The organism is Streptomyces mexicanus, from assembly GCF_902506575.1.
In the GTDB taxonomy this organism is placed as follows: Bacteria; Actinomycetota; Actinomycetes; order Streptomycetales; family Streptomycetaceae; genus Streptomyces; species Streptomyces mexicanus.
This window is the reverse complement of sequence record NZ_LR732544.1, coordinates 2,036,566-2,054,880: the sequence shown is the minus strand read 5'-3', so window position 1 is coordinate 2,054,880 and position 18,315 is coordinate 2,036,566. Positions and strand designations below refer to the sequence as shown.

General features: G+C 72.4%; 13 protein-coding genes and 2 pseudogenes. 10 read left to right on the top strand and 5 right to left on the bottom strand.

Annotated features, from left to right (window positions below):
• The 4 genes and pseudogenes from GV126_RS09230 to aroQ form a co-directional block, all read left to right on the top strand.
• Positions 1 to 1,183 (top strand): annotated as a pseudogene (locus GV126_RS09230) (TerD family protein); the annotation flags it as partial.
• A gap of 321 nt (positions 1,184 to 1,504) precedes the next feature.
• Positions 1,505 to 2,509: a TerC family protein gene (locus GV126_RS09225; RefSeq protein ID WP_159664349.1), complete on the top strand. Its 1,005-nt coding sequence runs from the start codon at positions 1,505 to 1,507 to the stop codon at positions 2,507 to 2,509.
• A 130-nt stretch (positions 2,510 to 2,639) separates the two neighbouring features.
• On the top strand, positions 2,640 to 3,740 hold the full coding sequence (locus GV126_RS09220; protein WP_159664348.1) for a calcium:cation antiporter: 1,101 nt from the start codon (positions 2,640 to 2,642) through the stop codon (positions 3,738 to 3,740).
• Between the two features lie 132 nt (positions 3,741 to 3,872).
• Positions 3,873 to 4,346 (top strand): type II 3-dehydroquinate dehydratase, encoded by a 474-nt coding sequence (aroQ, locus tag GV126_RS09215; protein WP_159664346.1) that lies wholly within the window; start codon positions 3,873 to 3,875, stop codon positions 4,344 to 4,346.
• 60 nt (positions 4,347 to 4,406) lie between these two features.
• Here aroQ and GV126_RS09210 read toward each other — a convergent pair whose 3' ends face one another.
• Complete coding sequence (locus GV126_RS09210) at positions 4,407 to 5,063, bottom strand: MBL fold metallo-hydrolase (RefSeq protein WP_159664344.1); 657 nt, start codon at positions 5,061 to 5,063, stop codon at positions 4,407 to 4,409.
• 78 nt (positions 5,064 to 5,141) lie between these two features.
• Positions 5,142 to 5,828 (bottom strand): maleylpyruvate isomerase family mycothiol-dependent enzyme, encoded by a 687-nt coding sequence (locus tag GV126_RS09205; RefSeq protein ID WP_159664342.1) that lies wholly within the window; start codon positions 5,826 to 5,828, stop codon positions 5,142 to 5,144.
• Between the two features lie 234 nt (positions 5,829 to 6,062).
• On the opposite strand from GV126_RS09205, the gene uvrA reads away from it, so the two are divergent.
• Positions 6,063 to 9,068, top strand: a complete 3,006-nt coding sequence (gene uvrA / locus GV126_RS09200) for an excinuclease ABC subunit UvrA (protein WP_159664340.1) — start codon at positions 6,063 to 6,065, stop codon at positions 9,066 to 9,068.
• 70 nt (positions 9,069 to 9,138) lie between these two features.
• On the opposite strand, the gene GV126_RS09195 is transcribed toward uvrA, so the two are convergent.
• Together GV126_RS09195 and GV126_RS09190 are read right to left on the bottom strand one after the other, a co-directional pair.
• On the bottom strand, positions 9,139 to 10,050 hold the full coding sequence (locus GV126_RS09195; RefSeq protein WP_159664338.1) for a carbohydrate kinase family protein: 912 nt from the start codon (positions 10,048 to 10,050) through the stop codon (positions 9,139 to 9,141).
• Entirely contained in the window at positions 10,047 to 11,099 is a 1,053-nt protein-coding gene (locus tag GV126_RS09190) for a LacI family DNA-binding transcriptional regulator (RefSeq protein ID WP_159664336.1), read from the bottom strand. The genes GV126_RS09195 and GV126_RS09190 overlap by 4 nt, the downstream gene beginning before the upstream one ends.
• 194 nt (positions 11,100 to 11,293) lie before the next feature.
• Between GV126_RS09190 and GV126_RS09185 the strand changes: the two genes are divergently transcribed.
• On the top strand, positions 11,294 to 11,719 hold the full coding sequence (locus GV126_RS09185; RefSeq protein WP_028422628.1) for a Rieske (2Fe-2S) protein: 426 nt from the start codon (positions 11,294 to 11,296) through the stop codon (positions 11,717 to 11,719).
• 51 nt (positions 11,720 to 11,770) lie between these two features.
• Here the strand turns inward: GV126_RS09185 and GV126_RS09180 are convergent, their stop codons facing one another.
• Complete coding sequence (locus GV126_RS09180) at positions 11,771 to 12,718, bottom strand: hypothetical protein (protein ID WP_159664334.1); 948 nt, start codon at positions 12,716 to 12,718, stop codon at positions 11,771 to 11,773.
• Between the two features lie 331 nt (positions 12,719 to 13,049).
• Here GV126_RS09180 and uvrC point away from each other — a divergent pair, with 331 nt between their 5' ends.
• The 4 genes and pseudogenes from uvrC to whiA form a co-directional block, all read left to right on the top strand.
• Positions 13,050 to 15,173: an excinuclease ABC subunit UvrC gene (gene uvrC, locus GV126_RS09175; protein ID WP_159664332.1), complete on the top strand. Its 2,124-nt coding sequence runs from the start codon at positions 13,050 to 13,052 to the stop codon at positions 15,171 to 15,173.
• Positions 15,170 to 16,168: an RNase adapter RapZ gene (gene rapZ, locus GV126_RS09170; protein WP_159664330.1), complete on the top strand. Its 999-nt coding sequence runs from the start codon at positions 15,170 to 15,172 to the stop codon at positions 16,166 to 16,168. The genes uvrC and rapZ overlap by 4 nt, the downstream gene beginning before the upstream one ends.
• Positions 16,165 to 17,259, top strand: coding sequence for a gluconeogenesis factor YvcK family protein (locus GV126_RS09165; RefSeq protein WP_159664328.1), 1,095 nt, complete (start codon positions 16,165 to 16,167; stop codon positions 17,257 to 17,259). Before rapZ ends, GV126_RS09165 begins: the two co-directional genes overlap by 4 nt.
• Positions 17,250 to 18,197: pseudogene (whiA, locus tag GV126_RS09160) on the top strand (DNA-binding protein WhiA); the annotation flags it as partial. The gene GV126_RS09165 and the pseudogene whiA, both read left to right, overlap by 10 nt.
• Between the last annotated feature and the right edge of the window lie 118 nt (positions 18,198 to 18,315).

Here is an 18,315-nt window from a genome sequence, read left to right as displayed (position 1 = left end):
CCCACAGCCTCCGCCGCCGGCCGCACCTGCGGCCCCGCCCGGCCGGCCCGCACCGCCCGTCGCGGGCGACGCGGCGGGACGGTCCATGGACGAGCGTTTCTACCACCAGGTGTGGGGCATGTTCGAGGACCTGGCCCGCACCACCGCCGCCTACCGCGGCGCCGTCGACTTCGCCGACGCCCGCCGGGAGCGGGAACTCGACGAGATCCTGTCCGACCCGCGCGGCCGGACCGGGGGACAGGCCGAGGCAGCACGGGAGGCGGCCCGGGCCCGGCACACCCAGCTGGTCGACCAGGCCAGAGCCGTTCTGGACCGCGACCTCGCCCAGCTGGCCGCCGAGGCGGAGGTCGTCGAACCCGCGCTGCCGCCGGCGTACGCGGGCTGGGACCATCCGGTCTGGCACGGCTACCGGATGCCGACGCAGATGCCGATGGCCATGCGGCTGGGCGACCTCCACCTGCCGGAGAGCCCCTCCCTGCGCATCCCCCTGCTGGTCCGGTTGCCGCTGGAGCGCGGCCTGTGGATCGACAGCGGGCGCACCGGACGGCCCGGCGATCCCTTCGCCGACCCGGGCAGGCTGCGCGGATGGGCGAGGGAGACGGCCGTGGCCCACGCGGCCCGGCTGCTCGCCGTGCACCCGGCGGGCGAGTTCGCCGTGCACGTCATCGACCCGGCCGGGGCGGCGTCGCAGGCTCTTGCGCCCCTGGTGCGCGCCGGTGTGCTCGCGGGTCCGCCCGCGACCGGTGCGAGGGACATCGTGGACGTCCTGACCCGGCTCACCCAGCGGGTCGACCTGGTGCAGATGGCGGTACGCGCCGGTGTGCCCGACGCGCTGCCGCCGCACCTGGACACCGCCGGGCAGCTGCTCGTCGTCCACGACTTCCCCCACGGCTTCGACGAGCGTGCCGTGACCCGGCTGCGCTATCTGGCGGACGAGGGGCCGGCGGTCGGGGTGCACCTGATGCTGGTGGCCGACCGGGAGGACGCCGCCGCCTACGGCCCGTTGCTCGACCCGCTGTGGCGTTCGCTGCTGCGGCTGACGCCGGTCGCGGACGACCACCTGGCCGACCCGTGGGTCGGACACGCCTGGACGTACGAACCGCCCAGGGTCCCCTCGGGCAGCCAGGTGCTCGACCAGGTGCTCACACGGGTCGCGCGGGCCCGGTACGACGCGAGCCCGTGACCCTGTGCCCGCCGCTCCCGCGGACCACCGGGCCAAGTAACCGGGAGCGAGATCACCAAGGAGAGGTAAAGCCTCTCTGACCAGCGTGTTTGAACTTCACTTTACCGATCTCTTTACCTCTCCTTGGTGATTCGGGTACTGTGGTCCACACGGAGGGGAGTACTCCCTGCTACTGCGACGCACCCGTCACTACGGATCGGACGATCGGTCGGCACGGACTCGACCGGACCGGATCCCGGGGCGTCGGCCCGTCCCGGGTGGAAGAGACCTCCGGCAGCGACGACGCTGACATCTTTGCCGTGACGACCTGCCGGAGGCGCAGTGGACGTTTCCATGGCCCTGTGGGCCCTGACCGTGGCCGGCCTGGCCGCCCTCATCGCGGTCGACTTCTTCATCGGCCGCAAACCCCATGACGTATCGATCAAGGAAGCCGGGATCTGGACCGTCGTCTGGGTCACCCTGGCCTGTCTCTTCGGCCTGGGTCTGCTCGTCTTCGCCGGCGGGCAGCCGGCCGGCGAGTTCTTCGCGGGCTTCATCACCGAGAAGTCCCTGAGCGTCGACAACCTCTTCGTCTTCGTCCTGATCATGGCGAAGTTCGCCGTCCCGTCGCCGTACCAGCAGCGGGTGCTGCTGATCGGTGTGCTCATAGCCCTGGTGCTGCGGGCGGTGTTCATCGCAGCGGGCGCGGCGATCCTCGCGAACTTCTCGTGGGTGTTCTACCTCTTCGGCGCCTTCCTGATCTGGACCGCCTGGAAGCTCATCCAGGAGGCCCGCTCCGGCGCGGCGGACGAGGAGTACGAGGAGAACAAGGTGCTCAAGGTGGTCGAACGCCGCTTCGGCGTGGCCGACCGCTACCACGGCACCAAGCTGTGGATCCGGCAGCACGGCAAGCGCGTGATGACGCCGATGCTGGTCGTGATGCTCGCCATCGGCACCACGGACGTCCTCTTCGCCCTCGACTCGATCCCCGCCATCTTCGGTCTGACCCAGGACCCGTACATCGTCTTCACCGCCAACGCCTTCGCGCTGATGGGTCTGCGACAGCTGTACTTCCTGATAGGCGGCCTGCTGAAGAAGCTGGTCCACCTGTCCTACGGCCTGTCGGTCATCCTCGGCTTCATCGGCGTCAAGCTGGTGCTGCACGCCCTGCACGAGACCGGTGCGCATGTCCCGCAGATCAGCATCCCCGTCTCCCTCGGGGTGATCTGCTCGGTCCTGATCGTCACCACGCTCACCAGCCTGGCGGCCGGCCGGAAACAGGCCGCGGCCCAGGAGGTGCGGACCCCGCAGGCCGGCGACGCGCCGAAGGACAGCGTCGATGTCTGAGCGGGACACGGCAGCAGGCCGGGGGAGCACGGCGCTCGACCGCTCGTCCGCGCACCACCGCGATCCGCCGGCGCCGCCCTGGCCTCCGGGCCGGAATGCGAACCCGGCCCGGATACGGGACGATCGCAACATGATCACGCGGCTCAGGGCGCTCACCAGGGCGTGGACCACCGTCGTGCCGGTGCTCGCGGTGGTCCTGCTGGCCCTGACCTGGGGGCGCGGCCTGCCCGCCGCGGTGGTCGTGCTGGTGTGCGTGGTGCTGGCCGGGTCGGTGCTGGCCGCGGTCCACCACGCCGAGGTGGTCGCCCACCGGGTCGGTGAACCCTTCGGCTCGCTGGTCCTCGCCATCGCCGTCACCGTGATCGAGGTCGCCCTCATCGTCACGCTGATGGTGGACGGCGGCGCCAAGAGCGCCACCCTCGCCAGGGACACCGTGTTCGCCGCCGTGATGATCACGTGCAATGGCGTCGTCGGGCTGTCCCTGCTGGTGGCCTCGCTGCGTCACCGTACGGCCGTCTTCAACGCCGAGGGCACCGGCGGCGCCCTGGCCACGGTGGCGACCCTGGCCACGCTGAGTCTGGTGCTGCCGACGTTCACCACCAGCAAGCCGGGTCCGCAGTTCTCCGGCGTCCAGCTCACCTTCGCCGCGCTGTCCTCGCTGATCCTCTACGCCGTGTTCGTCGCCACCCAGACCGTGCGGCACCGCGACTACTTCCTGCCGATCACCCGGCAGGGCCAGGTGATCACCTCCGAGGCCCACGCCGAGCGGCCCTCCGCCCGGAAGGCCTGGACCAGCCTGGGACTGCTGGCGCTGGCCCTGGTCGGCGTGGTCGGACTCGCCAAGGGCGTCTCGCCGACCATCGAATCCGGCGTCGCGGCCGCCGGACTGCACCACGCGGTCGTCGGCGTGATCATCGCACTGCTCGTGCTGCTGCCCGAGACCATCGCGGCACTGCGCTCGGCCCGGCGCGACCGGGTGCAGACCAGCCTCAACCTCGCCCTCGGGTCCGCGATGGCCAGCATCGGCCTGACCATCCCGGCGGTCGCCCTGGCCTCCGTGTGGCTGCCCGGACCGCTCGTGCTGGGCCTGAGCCCCACACACATGCTGCTGCTCCTGCTCACGGTGGTCGTCGCCTCGCTGACCGTGGTGCCGGGCCGCGCCACCCTCCTCCAGAGCGGCGTCCATCTGGTGATCTTCGCGGCGTACCTGGAACTGGCCATCAATCCCTAGCCGGTCGGCGCGCCAGGGCCGGTCCCCGGCCGCTGTCGCCGGGCGCGCAGGGGCGGGCAGGGGCCGTGATAGACCGGGTACGAGCAGCGACCGTCAGCGGACGGCCGTCCACAGACCGAACCCGGAGGAACCGTGCCCCGCACCCTCGCCACCGCCCCGATCATGATTCTCAACGGCCCCAACCTCGACCTGCTCGGGCAGCGGCAGCCGGAGATCTACGGTTCGGACACGCTCGCGGACATCGAGGCCCTGTGCACCAAGGCGGCGGCCGCGCACGGTGGCACCGTGGACTTCCGGCAGTCCAACCACGAGGGCGAACTGGTCGACTGGATCCACGAGGCCCGGCTGCACCACTGCGGCATCGTCATCAACCCTGCCGCCTACTCGCACACCTCCGTCGCCATCCTGGACGCCCTCAACACCTGCGACGGGATGCCGGTGGTGGAGGTGCACATCTCCAACATCCACCGGCGCGAGTCCTTCCGGCACCACTCCTACGTGTCGCTGCGCGCCGACGGCGTCATCGCCGGCTGCGGCGTCCAGGGGTACGCCTTCGCGGTGGAGCGGGTGGCGGCCCTTGCCGGAGCGCGGCGGGCGGACGCCTGAAGGCTCCGCCGTCCTGCTGGCCCGCCCAGGGCCGGAAGCGGTGCCGCCCCCGGCCCGGGCTCACCAGCCGCGCGCGTGCCACTCCGGCAGGTGCGGGCGCTCCGTGCCCAGCGTGGTGTCGTTGCCGTGCCCCGGATACACCCAGGTCTCGTCCGGGAGAACGTCGAAGATCTTGGTCTCGACGTCATGGATCAGGCGGTCGAACGCCTGCGGGTCCTTGAAGGTGTTGCCCACGCCGCCCGGGAACAGGCAGTCGCCGGTGAACACGTGCGGATGCCCGTGCGGGTCGTCGTAGACCAGCGCGATCGACCCCGGCGTGTGGCCGACGAGGTGGCGTGCGGTGAGCTGCACCTGCCCGACCCGGATGACGTCGCCGTCGTCGACCAGGACGTCGGTCGGCACGGGGATCCCCTCGGCGTCCTCCCGGCCCGCGTACGTGCGCGCGCCGGTCACCGCCACGACCTCGCTCAGCGCCTGCCAGTGGTCGGCGTGCCGGTGGGTGGTGACGACGGAGGCGATGCCGTCGTCACCGATCATGCCGAGCAGCGTGTGCGCGTCGTTGGCCGCGTCGATCAGCAGCTGTTCGTCCGTGGCCCGGCAGCGCAGCAGATAGGCGTTGTTGTCCATCGGGCCGACCGCGATCTTGGTGATCATCAGGTCCTTCAGCTCGTGCACGTCCGCCGGGCCGCCGACCCGCACCTCTCCGCTGTACGTCATGGTCGTCAGCCTATCGCCGGGGGCGGCCCGGGGAACGTCCACGGGCTGAGGGGAGGGCCGCAACGCGACGGAGGCGGGCTACAGCGGAGGAAGCGCCGGCAGCGCGCCGCCCGTCGCCGTGAGCGCCGATCCGTCGCGCCGTCCGGCGAGCCAGCCCAGCAGGTCCGGCCGGCTCCCGGTGACGGTGACGGCCGGTTCGGCGGCGTCCCGTCCCGTGCGCCACGCGCGCGTGCCGTCCGTCAGCCGGGTCGGGGGCACGTCGGCGTGGCCCGAGAAGCGCTCCGCGAGGAAGTCGATCTCCCGCTGTGTGAACTCGGCCGGCAGGTCCTCCAGCTCGTAGCCGATGCCGAGGTCCACATGGTGCAGCTCGACCTCCACCCAGCGCCGGAACGGCACCCGGGAGGCGGAGTCGGTGACGCCGTTGCGCAGTTCCACGGTGCGCGACCAGTCCGCGAGCGCGGCGGCCGCCTTCTGGAAGCGGGCCGCGCTCTCGCGCACGTCGGCGACCTGCACGTCCAGGGGACGGGAGGCGTCCCGCTCGATGTCGGCGTCTCGGGCCTGGGGCGAGACGTACATCGGGCGGCCCTCGAAGACGTTGACGAGGGCGTCGGCGTTACGGGCCAGGTGGGCCAGGACGTGGCCCCGCGTCCAGCCCGGCAACCGTGACTGGTCGGTCACAGCCGCGTTGTCCAGGGCGGCGACCGCGCCGAGCAGCCTTTCGGTGGCGTCCTGTACAGACGCCAGGTCACGAGCGTGATCCATCATGCGCCCGACCCTAGCCGCGCCACTCCTTCGGGTGAAGGAGGCGGACCGCGACCGTAAATCGAATACACGTGCTATAAGGTCGAGTGCGGCGTCGGGCATGCTGGAGAGCCGGGAATTGTTCTGTATCCGGGCGCTTCCGGGAATCCCACCCGGCGTTGTCAGTGGCTCCCCCTAGTCTGAAGAAGCACGGGGGCCCCGCCCCTGTCACTTCTCTCAAGAAAGGTGCGGACCGGCGTGGCCGACCGTCTCATCGTCCGTGGCGCGCGCGAGCACAACCTGAAGAACGTCTCGCTCGACCTGCCTCGGGACTCGCTCATCGTCTTCACGGGTCTGTCCGGGTCGGGCAAGTCGTCCCTGGCCTTCGACACCATCTTCGCGGAGGGCCAGCGGCGCTACGTGGAGTCGCTCTCCTCGTACGCCCGGCAGTTCCTCGGCCAGATGGACAAGCCGGACGTCGACTTCATCGAGGGGCTGTCCCCGGCGGTCTCCATCGACCAGAAGTCGACCTCGCGCAACCCGCGCTCCACGGTCGGCACGATCACCGAGGTCTACGACTACCTGCGGCTGCTCTTCGCGCGCATCGGCAAGCCGCACTGCCCCGAATGCGGCCGCCCCATCACGCGCCAGTCGCCGCAGGCCATCGTCGACAAGGTGCTGGAGCTGCCGGAGGGCAGCCGCTTCCAGGTCCTCTCGCCGCTGGTGCGCGAGCGCAAGGGCGAGTTCGTCGACCTGTTCGCCGACCTGCAGGCCAAGGGCTACTCCCGCGCGCGCGTGGACGGCGAGACGATCCAGCTCTCCAGCCCGCCCACGCTGAAGAAACAGGAGAAGCACACCATCGAGGTGGTCGTCGACCGCCTCACGGTCAAGGACTCCGCCAAGCGCCGCCTGACCGACTCCGTCGAGACCGCCCTCGGCCTGTCCGGCGGCATGGTCGTGCTCGACTTCGTCGACCTCCCCGAGGACGACCCCGAGCGCGAGCGCATGTACTCCGAGCACCTGTACTGCCCGTACGACGACCTGTCCTTCGAGGAGCTGGAGCCCCGCTCCTTCTCCTTCAACTCGCCCTTCGGCGCCTGCCCCGAGTGCACCGGCATCGGCACCCGCATGGAGGTCGACCCGGAGCTGATCGTCCCGGACGTGGAGAAGACCCTCGACGAGGGCGCCATCCACCCCTGGTCGCACGGGCACACCAAGGACTACTTCGACCGCCAGATCCACGCCCTGGCGGACGCGCTCGGCTTCCGGACCGACATCCCGTTCGCCGGGCTGCCCCAGCGCGCCAAGAAGGCCCTGCTGTACGGCCACAAGACGCAGATCGAGATCCGCTACCGCAACCGCTACGGGCGCGAGCGCGTGTACATGGCCTCCTTCGAGGGCGCCGTCAACTTCGTCAAGCGCCGGCACAGCGAGGCCGAGAGCGACGCCAGCCGCGAGCGCTTCGAGGGCTACATGCGCGAGGTGCCCTGCCCCGGCTGCGAGGGCACCCGCCTGAAGCCGGTCGTCCTCGCGGTCACGATCATGGGCAAGTCCATCGCGGAGGTCTCCGCGATGTCGATCAGCGACTGCGCGGACTTCCTGCGCGGGCTGAAGCTCGACGGCCGCGAGAAGAAGATCGCCGAGCGGGTCCTGAAGGAGGTCAACGAGCGGCTGCGGTTCCTGGTCGACGTCGGCCTGGACTACCTCTCGCTCAACCGCGCGGCCGGCACGCTCTCCGGCGGCGAGGCCCAGCGCATCCGCCTGGCCACCCAGATCGGCTCCGGTCTGGTCGGCGTGCTCTACGTGCTGGACGAGCCGTCCATCGGCCTGCACCAGCGCGACAACCACCGGCTGATCGAGACCCTGGTCCGGCTGCGCGACATGGGCAACACGCTCATCGTCGTCGAGCACGACGAGGACACCATCAAGGCCGCCGACTGGGTCGTCGACATCGGCCCCGGCGCGGGCGAGCACGGCGGCAAGGTCGTGCACAGCGGCTCCCTGAAGGAGCTGCTCGCCAACACCGAGTCGCAGACCGGCCAGTACCTCTCGGGCCGCAAGGCCATCCCGGTGCCCGACGTGCGCCGCCCGCGCGACCCCTCCCGGCAGCTGACCGTGCACGGCGCCCGGGAGAACAACCTCAAGGACATCGACGTGTCCTTCCCGCTGGGCGTGTTCACGGCGGTCACCGGCGTGTCCGGGTCCGGCAAGTCCACGCTGGTCAACGACATCCTGTACACCCACCTGGCGCGCGAGCTGAACGGCGCGCGCAGCATCCCCGGGCGGCACACGCGCGTGGACGGCGACGACCTCGTCGACAAGGTGGTGCACGTCGACCAGTCGCCCATCGGCCGCACCCCGCGGTCCAACCCGGCGACGTACACCGGTGTCTTCGACCACATCCGCAAGCTGTTCGCCGAGACCACCGAGGCGAAGGTCCGCGGCTACCTGCCCGGCCGCTTCTCCTTCAACGTCAAGGGCGGCCGCTGCGAGAACTGCGCCGGCGACGGCACCATCAAGATCGAGATGAACTTCCTGCCGGACGTCTACGTCCCGTGCGAGGTCTGCCACGGCGCCCGGTACAACCGGGAGACGCTGGAGGTCCACTACAAGGGCAAGTCCATCGCCGACGTGCTGAACATGCCCATCGAGGAGGCCACGGAGTTCTTCGAGGCGGTCCCGGCGATCTCCCGGCACCTGAAGACCCTGAAGGACGTCGGTCTCGGCTACGTCCGGCTCGGCCAGTCCGCGACCACCCTGTCCGGCGGCGAAGCCCAGCGCGTCAAGCTCGCCAGCGAGCTGCAGCGCCGCTCCACCGGCCGCACGGTCTACGTCCTGGACGAGCCGACCACCGGCCTGCACTTCGAGGACATCAGCAAGCTGCTGAAGGTGCTCTCCGGCCTGGTCGACAAGGGCAACACGGTCATCGTCATCGAGCACAACCTCGACGTGATCAAGACCGCGGACTGGATCGTCGACATGGGCCCGGAGGGCGGCGCCGGCGGCGGCCTGGTCGTCGCCGAGGGCACCCCCGAGCAGGTCGCCGGCGTACCGGCCAGCCACACCGGCAAGTTCCTGCGGGAGATCCTCGGCGCGGACCGGATCAGCGACGCGGAGCCGGTGAAGGCACCGCGCAAGGCGGCCCGCAAGGCGGTGGCGGCGTCCACGGCCCGCAAGACGGCCACGACCCGGACCCGGGCCGACAACACGGCGAGCAAGAAGGCCGAGCCCGCGAAGAAGATCCCCCGGGCCCGCAAGGCCTGACCGTACGATCCGGATGTGCACGCGCCCCGCGGAAACCCCCGCGGGGCGCTGCCTCGTCCCAGGGCGTCGGCTACGGCTCGCCGACCTCCGCCGCGTACGGCGGCTGGGCGCCCGCGCGGGAGCAGGTGATGGCCGCCGCCCGCGCCGCGAACCGCAGCAGCCGACGCCCGCCCGCGGCACCGAGCCCCGCCAGCCCCTGCGGGGACAGCGCGTCCTGCGCGGCCAGGCCGTGCAGCAGCGCCGCGTTCACGGTGTCGCCCGCGCCGATCGTGTCCACGACGTCGACCTTCTCGCCCGGCACCGAGTGCTCCGCGCCGTCCCGCGTGTACGCGGTGAGCCCGTCGCCCCCATGGGTGACCACGACGGCCGAGGGCCCGGCGGCCAGCCACTCGCCGGGCGTGCCGCCCAGCCACCGGGCGTCCTCCTCGGACAGCTTCAGCAGCGACACCGAGGGCAGCCAGCGGCGAAAACGCGCCCGGTAGGCGTCCGCGTCCGGGATCAGCCCCGGCCGGATGTTCGGGTCCAGCGCGGTGAACATCCCCTGCGCGGCCGTGCGGCGCATCAGCTCCTCGTAGGCGCTCGCACCCGGCTCCAGCACCAGCGAGCAGGTGCCGAAGGACACCGCGCGGGTTGCGGCGGGCAGCGCGGCGGGCGCGGTGAACAGCCGGTCGGCGGTGCCCTCGACGTAGAAGGAGTACGCGGCCGAGCCGTCGCCCGAGACCGTCGCCACCGCCAGCGTCGTCGGCTCGGGGCCGCGCTGCACGGCCGAGACGTCGACGCCGGCCTGCCGCAGCCCGTCGAGCAGGGCCTGCCCGAAGGCGTCCTCGGAGACCCGGGAGCAGAAGGCGGTGGGGGAGCCGAGGCGGCCGAGGGCGACGGCCGTGTTGAACGGGCCGCCGCCGAGTACCGGCGTGAGGTCCGCGAGGGGGCCCGAGCCCTGCGGTACCAGGTCGATCAGGGCCTCTCCGGCGACGACGATCACGAGTCGGATCCTTTCTCGGGCGGCGGGGGACAGCCGCAGGAGGTGCGGTGGACGAAGGTGCAGGGCAGGCGCACGGTCCGGGCCGGCCGGTCCGGCGCGGCGAGCCGGTCCAGCAGCAGCCGGACCGCCCCGGCGCCCATGTCCCGGCCCGGCTGGGCGATCGCGGTCAGGGCCGGCGTGAACAGGTCGGCCCAGTCGAAGTCGTCGAAGCAGCACAGCGCCATGTCCACCGGAACGGTCAGGCCGCGCTCGCGCAGGGTCCGCAGGGCGCCGATGGTCATCGCGTTGTTGCCGGTGACCAGCGCCGTGGGCGGCACGGCCAGCGCGAGCAGGTCCGCGGTGGCGCGTGCGGCCCCGTCGGCCGAGGAGTCGCCGTGCACCACGAGCCGTTCGTCGTAGGGGAGTCCGGCCGCGGCCAGACCGTGGCGGTAACCGGAGAGGCGTTCAGCGGTCGTGCTCCAGCCGGGCAGCCCGGCGACCAGTCCGATCCGGCGGTGTCCCAGCGCGGCGAGGTGGCCGACCAGCCGGGCCGTGGGGGCGGCGCCGTCGGCGCCGATCTGGTCGAACGCCGGTGGCCGCCGCGGCCCCTGGCCCGCGGCGGCGGGCAGGAGCCGGTCGAGGAACACGGCCGGCAGGGCATGGCGCGTCAGATACGCGACGAGCGCGTCCGGCCGCGCGGACGGGGCGACGATCACACCGTCCACACGCCGTTCGTGCAGCAGCTGGACCACCGTGCGCTCGTGCTCGGGATCGTCGTGCGGGTCGGCGAGGAGCAGGCTGTAGCCGTGCTCCAGGGCACACGCCTCGACTCCCTGGAGGATCTCGGTGAAGTACGGGTTGCTGATCGCGGACACCGCCAGCCCGATGGACCGGGTGCGGGAGGTCACCAGGGAGCGGGCGAGGCCGTTGGGTGTGTACCCGAGTTCCTCCACGGCGTCCAGGACCGCCTGCCGGGTGTGCGGCAGCACCGGCCGGGTGCCGTTGAGCACGTGCGAGACGGTCGCCACGGAGACTCCGGCACTCCGCGCGACGTCGGCCATCGTGGGCATCGCGTCTCCCTCCCCGAGTGCCCTGCGGTGCCTGTGGCCGGGACCGTATCCCATCGCGCCCCGGGTCGTAAACGCTTGCGCAAGCGTTTACGACCCGGGGCGCACGCACGCGCGCCCAGGCGCCCCCGCTCCCGGGCGGAGCCGGCGGGGTGGGTATCGTCGCCCTGCACAGACCTCGACCAGGGGAGTTCCGCATGCCCGGCCGTCCGTCCGCGAGCCGCCGTACGATCATTCGAGGAGCGGCCCTCACCCCCGTCGCGGGGCTCGGGCTCGCCGCCTGCGGGCCGGACGGCGGCGCCTCGGCCCCCGCGACCCCGACGGCCCCCGTCGACCTCGGCGCGGAGAGCGAGATCCCCAAGGGCGGCGCCAAGCTGTACCGGGACCACAACGTGGTCGTCAGCAGGGACGCCGGTGGCGCCTTGAAGGCGTTCAGCACGATCTGCACGCACGCGGGGTGTGCGATCAACAAGCTGCAGGGCACGACCCTGATCTGCCCCTGCCACGGCAGCCGGTTCGACGCCACCACCGGAAAGGTGGTGCAGTCCCCGGCCACCGAGCCGCTGGCGGCGCTCCCGGTGCGGGCCGACGCCGGCAAGGTCATCGCCGGTCCCGGCGCCTGACCCCGTCCGCTCACCCGCTGGCGACGCCCGCCCGCGCCGCCGCCCGAGCACCTACTCCCAGTCCCAGCCGATCCCCACGATCCCCGACCGCACGCGCGGTTCGACGAGGTGGACCGAGCGGTGCCGTTCGCTCACCGGCAGCTCCTGCCGGCCACCGCGCGGCGCGGCCGGCGAGTTCTGGGTGAAGCGGTGGCAGCGCGCGGGGAGCGCGTCGGCGTCGAAGCGCACCTGCAGCGCGTACTGTCCGCCCGCCGGGTCGAACGCCCGGACGTACTCGTGCGACACACCGGCCGTGCCGTCCTCGACGCCGTAGCGGAACAGGAACGACTCACCGGCCCGCAGGCGGGTGTCGAAGAGCAGTTCGGCCACCAGCAGCCCGGTGGGGTGGTGCCGGAGCACGCGCCCGGTGCGGCAGTTCTCCAGCGCCCGCACGGCCATCCGCTCCGGCACGCATCCCGGGTCGCCGTGGTGCACGGCCACGAAGCGGTCCACGCCGTCGCGGTGGGCGCGCACGATGTGCTGCGCCTCGCGTCCGGCGAGTTCACGGCGCGGCCCGATCCGCACCCGTTCGTGGTGTCCGAGGGACTGCAGCCCGCCGTCGAGCGGGACGCCCAGCTCGGCCAGCAGGTCGCGCAGGGCGTCGGAGGCTTCCACGAGCGACCGGTAGGAGCGGACGGCGGCCGGCCGGCCGGGCCGGCGCTCCCCGGTCTCGGCCAGCAGCCGGATCAGCGACTCCTCCGGCAGCCGCAGGATCTCCTCCAGGGCCCGCACGGCGCGCAGCGACTCCGGGCGCTGCGGGCGCCGGGCGCCCTGCTGCCAGTAGCTCAGGCTGGTCACCCCGACGCTGACGCCGTGGCGCGCCAGATGGTGCTGCACGCGCTGCAGCGGCAGTCCGCGGGCGGCGATCGCGGCGCGCAGCGCGACGTGGAACGGGCCGCCCCGCAGGGCCGTGTCCAGTTCCGCGCCGGCGACGTCCGCGTGCTGTGGGGCGTGCGGCATGCACGGGCCTTTCTGTGTGGATGCGGGCGGCTGGTCGGACCGCTCACGCAAGGCGCGGAGCACCGCGGCCCCGGCGTTCCCCGCATTGAAGCGTGTTGACCAAGACCCGACAACACCCGAGGCGGACGGATGGCGCGTCGACGGCGCATCGGTGGCGCGCCCGTGGCCGACTCGGACCCCGGCGGGCCGAGCCGGGCGTCGCCCCGGTGGATCTCCGGTCCCGGCGAAGGCGGCTGGTCACAGCGGGGGGCCGTCCGTCCGTGCGGGCGGCGTGCCGCGCGTTGTCCACAGGCCCACCGCTGTGTCAGCCCCCGCCAGTAGGGTGTGAGACATGGCCGACCCCTCCAGCTACCGCCCCAAGCCGGGAGACATCCCGGACTGTCCCGGGGTCTACAGGTTCCGCGACGAGCACCGCCGGGTGATCTACGTCGGAAAGGCGAAAAGCCTGCGCCAGCGTCTGGCGAACTACTTCCAGGACCTGGCGAACCTCCACCCGCGCACCCGCACCATGGTCACCACGGCCGCGTCCGTGGAGTGGACCGTGGTGTCCACGGAGGTCGAGGCGCTGCAGCTGGAGTACTCCTGGATCAAGGAGTACGACCCCCGGTTCAACGTCAAGTACCGCGACGACAAGAGCTACCCGTACCTCGCGGTGACGATGAACGAACAGTTCCCACGCGTGCAGGTCATGCGCGGCCACAAGAAGAAGGGCGTGCGCTACTTCGGGCCGTACGCGCACGCGTGGGCCATCCGCGACACCGTCGACCTGCTGCTGCGCGTGTTCCCGGTGCGCACCTGCTCGGCCGGCGTCTTCAAGAACGCCGCCCGCACCGGCCGCCCCTGCCTTCTGGGTTACATCGGCAAGTGCTCGGCGCCCTGCGTCGAGCGGATCTCCGCCGAGGACCACCGGGAACTGGCCGAGGAGTTCTGCGACTTCATGGCCGGCCGCACCGGCACCTACCTGCGCCGTCTGGAGCGGCAGATGACGCAGGCGGCCGAGGAGATGGAGTACGAGCGGGCCGCCCGCCTGCGCGACGACATCGGGGCCCTGAAGAAGGCCATGGAGAAGAACGCGGTCGTGCTCGCCGACGCCACCGACGCCGACCTGATCGCCGTGGCCGAGGACGAACTGGAGGCCGCCGTACAGATCTTCCACGTGCGCGGCGGACGCGTGCGCGGTCAGCGCGGCTGGGTGACCGACAAGGTGGAGGAGATCACCACCGGCGCCCTGGTCGAGCACGCCCTGCAGCAGCTGTACGGCGAGGAGAGCGGCGACGCCGTGCCCAAGGAGGTGCTCGTCCCGGCCCTGCCCGACCCGGTCGAGCCGGTGCAGCAGTGGCTCACCGAGCGCCGCGGCTCGGGCGTGTCCCTGCGCATCCCGCAGCGCGGTGACAAGAAGGCCCTGATGGAGACGGTGCAGCGCAACGCCCAGCAGGCGCTCGTCCTGCACAAGACCAAGCGCGCCTCCGACCTGACCACCCGTTCGCGCGCCCTGGAGGAGATCGCCGACGCGCTCGGCCTGGACAGCGCCCCGCTCCGCATCGAGTGCTACGACATCTCCCACCTGCAGGGCGAGGACGTGGTCGCGTCCATGGTCGTCTTCGAGGACGGCCTGCAGCGCAAGAGCGAGTACCGGCGCTTCCAGATCAAGGGCTTCCAGGGGCAGGACGACGTCCGCTCCATGCACGAGGTGATCACCCGCCGCTTCCGGCGCTACCTGGCCGAGAAGGAGCGCACCGGCGAGTGGGGGGACGACGACGGCGAGGACGTCAAGGAGGACGGCCTCCAGCAGGACGGCCACAGGGACGCCGGCCTCGGTGAGGACGCCCCGAAGGGGGACGGTCTCAAGGACGAGGACGGCCGCCCCAGGAAGTTCGCCTATCCGCCGCAGCTGGTCGTCGTGGACGGCGGACAGCCGCAGGTCGCCGCGGCCCGGCGGGCCCTGGACGAGCTGGGCATCGACGACATCGCCGTGTGCGGTCTGGCCAAGCGCCTGGAGGAGGTGTGGCTGCCCGGCGAGGACGACCCGGTGGTCCTGCCCCGCACCAGCGAGGGGCTGTACCTGTTGCAGCGCGTCCGCGACGAGGCCCACCGCTTCGCCATCACCTACCAGCGCACCAAGCGGGCCAAGCGGTTCCGCGCCGGCCCCCTGGACGACGTGCCGGGCCTGGGCGAGACGCGCAAGCGGGCGCTGATCAAGCATTTCGGCTCGGTGAAAAAGCTGCGGTCCGCCACAATCGACCAGATCTGCGAGGTACCCGGCATAGGCCGCAAGACGGCCGAGACGATCGCCGCGGCCCTCGCCCAGGCGGCCCCGGCCGCACCCGCCGTGAACACGGCGACCGGAGAGATCATGGAAGACGTGGACGAGTCGGCACCCGGGACGACGGCGGGTGCCGCAGGGGAGCCCGTTCCCGCGGGCGCCCCGCAGAGACGACGGGGGCAGGAGACATGACCGAGCACGAGCAGCCCGCGACCGAACCGGACCGGGCCCGCGACGAGACCCGCAAGGATCAGCGCAAGCGCGCGGTCCAGGAAGACGGAGCACAGGTGAGTCAGGGCATCGACACGGCCGGCGTCCCCGACGCGGCCATCCCCGAGCTGGTGATCATCTCCGGCATGTCCGGGGCCGGCCGGTCCACGGCTGCCAAATGTCTGGAGGACCTCGGCTGGTTCGTGGTCGACAACCTGCCGCCCGCGCTCATCCCCACCATGGTGGAGCTGGGTGCCCGCTCGCAGGGCAACGTGGCGCGCATCGCGGTCGTCGTGGACGTCCGCGGCCGGCGCTTCTTCGACAACCTGCGCGAGTCCCTGGCGGACCTGGAGGCGAAGAACGTCACCCGGCGGATCGTCTTCCTGGAGTCCTCCGACGACGCCCTGGTGCGCCGCTTCGAGTCGGTGCGCCGCCCGCACCCCCTCCAGGGCGACGGCCGCATCGTGGACGGCATCGCCGCCGAGCGCGAGCTGCTGCGCGAGCTGCGCGGTGACGCCGACCTGGTCATCGACACCTCCAGCCTCAACGTGCACGAGCTGCGCGCCAAGATGGACGCCCAGTTCGCCGGCGAGGAGGAGCCCGAGCTGCGGGCCACGGTGATGTCCTTCGGGTTCAAGTACGGCCTCCCCGTCGACGCCGACCTCGTCGCCGACATGCGGTTCCTGCCCAACCCGCACTGGGTCCCCGAGCTGCGCCCCTACACCGGCCTGAACGAGGAGGTCGCCGGGTACGTCTTCAACCAGCCCGGCGCCAAGGAGTTCCTCGACCGCTACGCCGAGCTGCTGCGGCTCATCGCGGCCGGCTACCGCCGCGAGGGCAAGCGCTACGTGACCATCGCCATCGGCTGCACGGGCGGCAAGCACCGCTCGGTGGCCATGTCGGAGAAGCTCGCCGCACGGCTCGCGGCCGAGGGCGTGGAGACCGTCGTCGTCCACCGGGACATGGGGCGCGAGTGACCGGACGTTCTCCACGGCTGGGCCGGCTGCGCCGGGTGATGCCCGAATCGCGCGCGGGCCGTATCGCGCCGGACCCCCGCGCCGCCCGCCCCGCCGAGGCCCGCGGCGCCCGGCCGCGGCGCCGGGGCGCCCAGCCCAAGGTGGTCGCGCTCGGCGGCGGCAGGGGGCTGTCCGCGTCGCTCGCCGCGCTGCGCCGGATCACCGGCGACCTCACCGCCGTCGTCACCGTGGCCGACGACGGCGGCTCCAGCGGGCGCCTGCGCGACGAACTGGGCGTGCTGCCGCCCGGCGACCTGCGCAAGGCGCTGGCCGCGCTGTGCGGCGACGACGACTGGGGGCAGACCTGGGCCCGCGTGATCCAGCACCGGTTCACCTCCCAGGGCGACCTGCACGACCACGCGGTCGGCAACCTGCTCATCGTCGCCCTGTGGGAACAGCTCGGCGACCACGTGCAGGCCCTGGACCTGGTCGGCAAGCTGCTGGGCGCGCACGGGCGCGTGCTGCCCATGTCCGCCGTGCCCCTGGAACTGCAGGCCCTCGTCAAGGGCCACGACCCGGAGCGGCCCGAGGACGTGGACACGGTGCGCGGTCAGGCGACCGTGGCGCTCACCCCCGGCGAGGTGCAGTCCGTGCACCTGGTGCCGCCGGACCCGCCCGCCGTCCCCGAGGCCGTCGAGGCGGTCCTGGACGCGGACTGGGTGGTGCTCGGTCCCGGCTCCTGGTTCTCCTCGGTCATCCCGCACCTGCTGGTGCCCGACCTCCTGGACGCCCTGACCACCACCAAGGCGCGCCGCGTGCTCTCCTTGAACCTCGCCCCGCAGCCGGGAGAAACCGAGGGCTTCTCCCCGCAGCGTCATTTGGAGGTTTTGGGACGACACGCCCCTAAACTCGCCCTGGACGTGGTGCTGGCCGACGAGGCCGCCGTGCCCGACCGCGACGTGCTCACCGAGGCCGCCAAGCGGTTCGGGGCCGCGGTCGAGCTGGCCCCTGTGGCCCGCAGGGACGGAACCCCTCGGCACGACCCTGAGCTGCTGGCCGCCGCGTACGACCGTATTTTTCGGATGCATGGAAGGATCGGCCCATGGCGATGACGGCAGCGGTGAAGGACGAGATCTCCCGGCTCCCCGTCACCCGGACCTGCTGCAGGAAGGCGGAGGTCTCCGCCATTCTGCGGTTCGCCGGCGGCCTCCACCTGGTCAGCGGGCGCATCGTGATCGAGGCGGAACTGGACACCGCGATGGCCGCCCGGCGCCTGAAGCGGGACATTCTGGAGATTTTCGGGCACAGCTCCGAGCTGATCGTGATGGCACCGGGCGGGCTGCGCCGCGGCTCGCGCTACGTGGTGCGCGTGGTCGCGGGCGGCGACCAGCTGGCCCGGCAGACGGGACTGGTGGACGGCCGGGGCCGTCCGATCCGCGGCCTGCCGCCGCAGGTGGTCTCGGGGGCCACCTGCGACGCCGAGGCCGCCTGGCGCGGAGCCTTCCTCGCCCACGGCTCGCTCACCGAGCCGGGCCGCTCCTCCTCCCTGGAGGTGACCTGCCCGGGCCCGGAGGCCGCGCTCGCGCTGGTGGGCGCCGCGCGCCGGCTGTCCATCGCCGCGAAGGCCCGGGAGGTGCGCGGGGTGGACCGGGTCGTCGTCCGTGACGGTGACGCCATCGGCGCGCTGCTGACGCGGCTGGGCGCCCACGAGTCCGTGCTGGCCTGGGAGGAGCGGCGGATGCGCCGCGAGGTCCGTGCCACGGCGAACCGGCTGGCCAACTTCGACGACGCCAACCTGCGCCGCTCGGCGCGCGCCGCCGTCGCCGGGGGCGCCCGCGTCGCCCGCGCCCTGGAGATCCTCGGCGACGACGTCCCCGAGCGCCTCGCCGCCGCCGGGCGCCTGCGCATGGAGCACAAGCAGGCCTCCCTGGAGGAGCTGGGCGCCCTCGCCGACCCGCCGCTGACCAGGGACGCCGTCGCCGGCCGCATCCGCCGCCTGCTGGCCATGGCCGACAAGCGCGCAGCCGACCTCGGCATCCCGGGCACCGAGCCCCGCCAGCCCCTGCGGGGACAGCGCGTCCTGCGCGGCCAGGCCGTGCAGCAGCGCCGCGTTCACGGTGTCGCCCGCGCCGATCGTGTCCACGACGTCGACCTTCTCGCCCGGCACC

What these genes read in the sequence shown, in the direction of transcription:
- GV126_RS09220 (WP_159664348.1), top strand. Translation starts at nt 2,640, where the DNA reads ATGATCACGCGGCTCAGGGCGCTCACCAGGGCGTGGACCACCGTCGTG.
- GV126_RS09210 (WP_159664344.1), bottom strand. Translation starts at nt 5,063, where the DNA reads ATGACGTACAGCGGAGAGGTGCGGGTCGGCGGCCCGGCGGACGTGCAC.
- GV126_RS09205 (WP_159664342.1), bottom strand. Translation starts at nt 5,828, where the DNA reads ATGATGGATCACGCTCGTGACCTGGCGTCTGTACAGGACGCCACCGAA.
- GV126_RS09190 (WP_159664336.1), bottom strand. Translation starts at nt 11,099, where the DNA reads ATGCCCACGATGGCCGACGTCGCGCGGAGTGCCGGAGTCTCCGTGGCG.
- GV126_RS09185 (WP_028422628.1), top strand. Translation starts at nt 11,294, where the DNA reads ATGCCCGGCCGTCCGTCCGCGAGCCGCCGTACGATCATTCGAGGAGCG.
- GV126_RS09180 (WP_159664334.1), bottom strand. Translation starts at nt 12,718, where the DNA reads ATGCCGCACGCCCCACAGCACGCGGACGTCGCCGGCGCGGAACTGGAC.
- uvrC (WP_159664332.1), top strand. Translation starts at nt 13,050, where the DNA reads ATGGCCGACCCCTCCAGCTACCGCCCCAAGCCGGGAGACATCCCGGAC.
- rapZ (WP_159664330.1), top strand. Translation starts at nt 15,170, where the DNA reads ATGACCGAGCACGAGCAGCCCGCGACCGAACCGGACCGGGCCCGCGAC.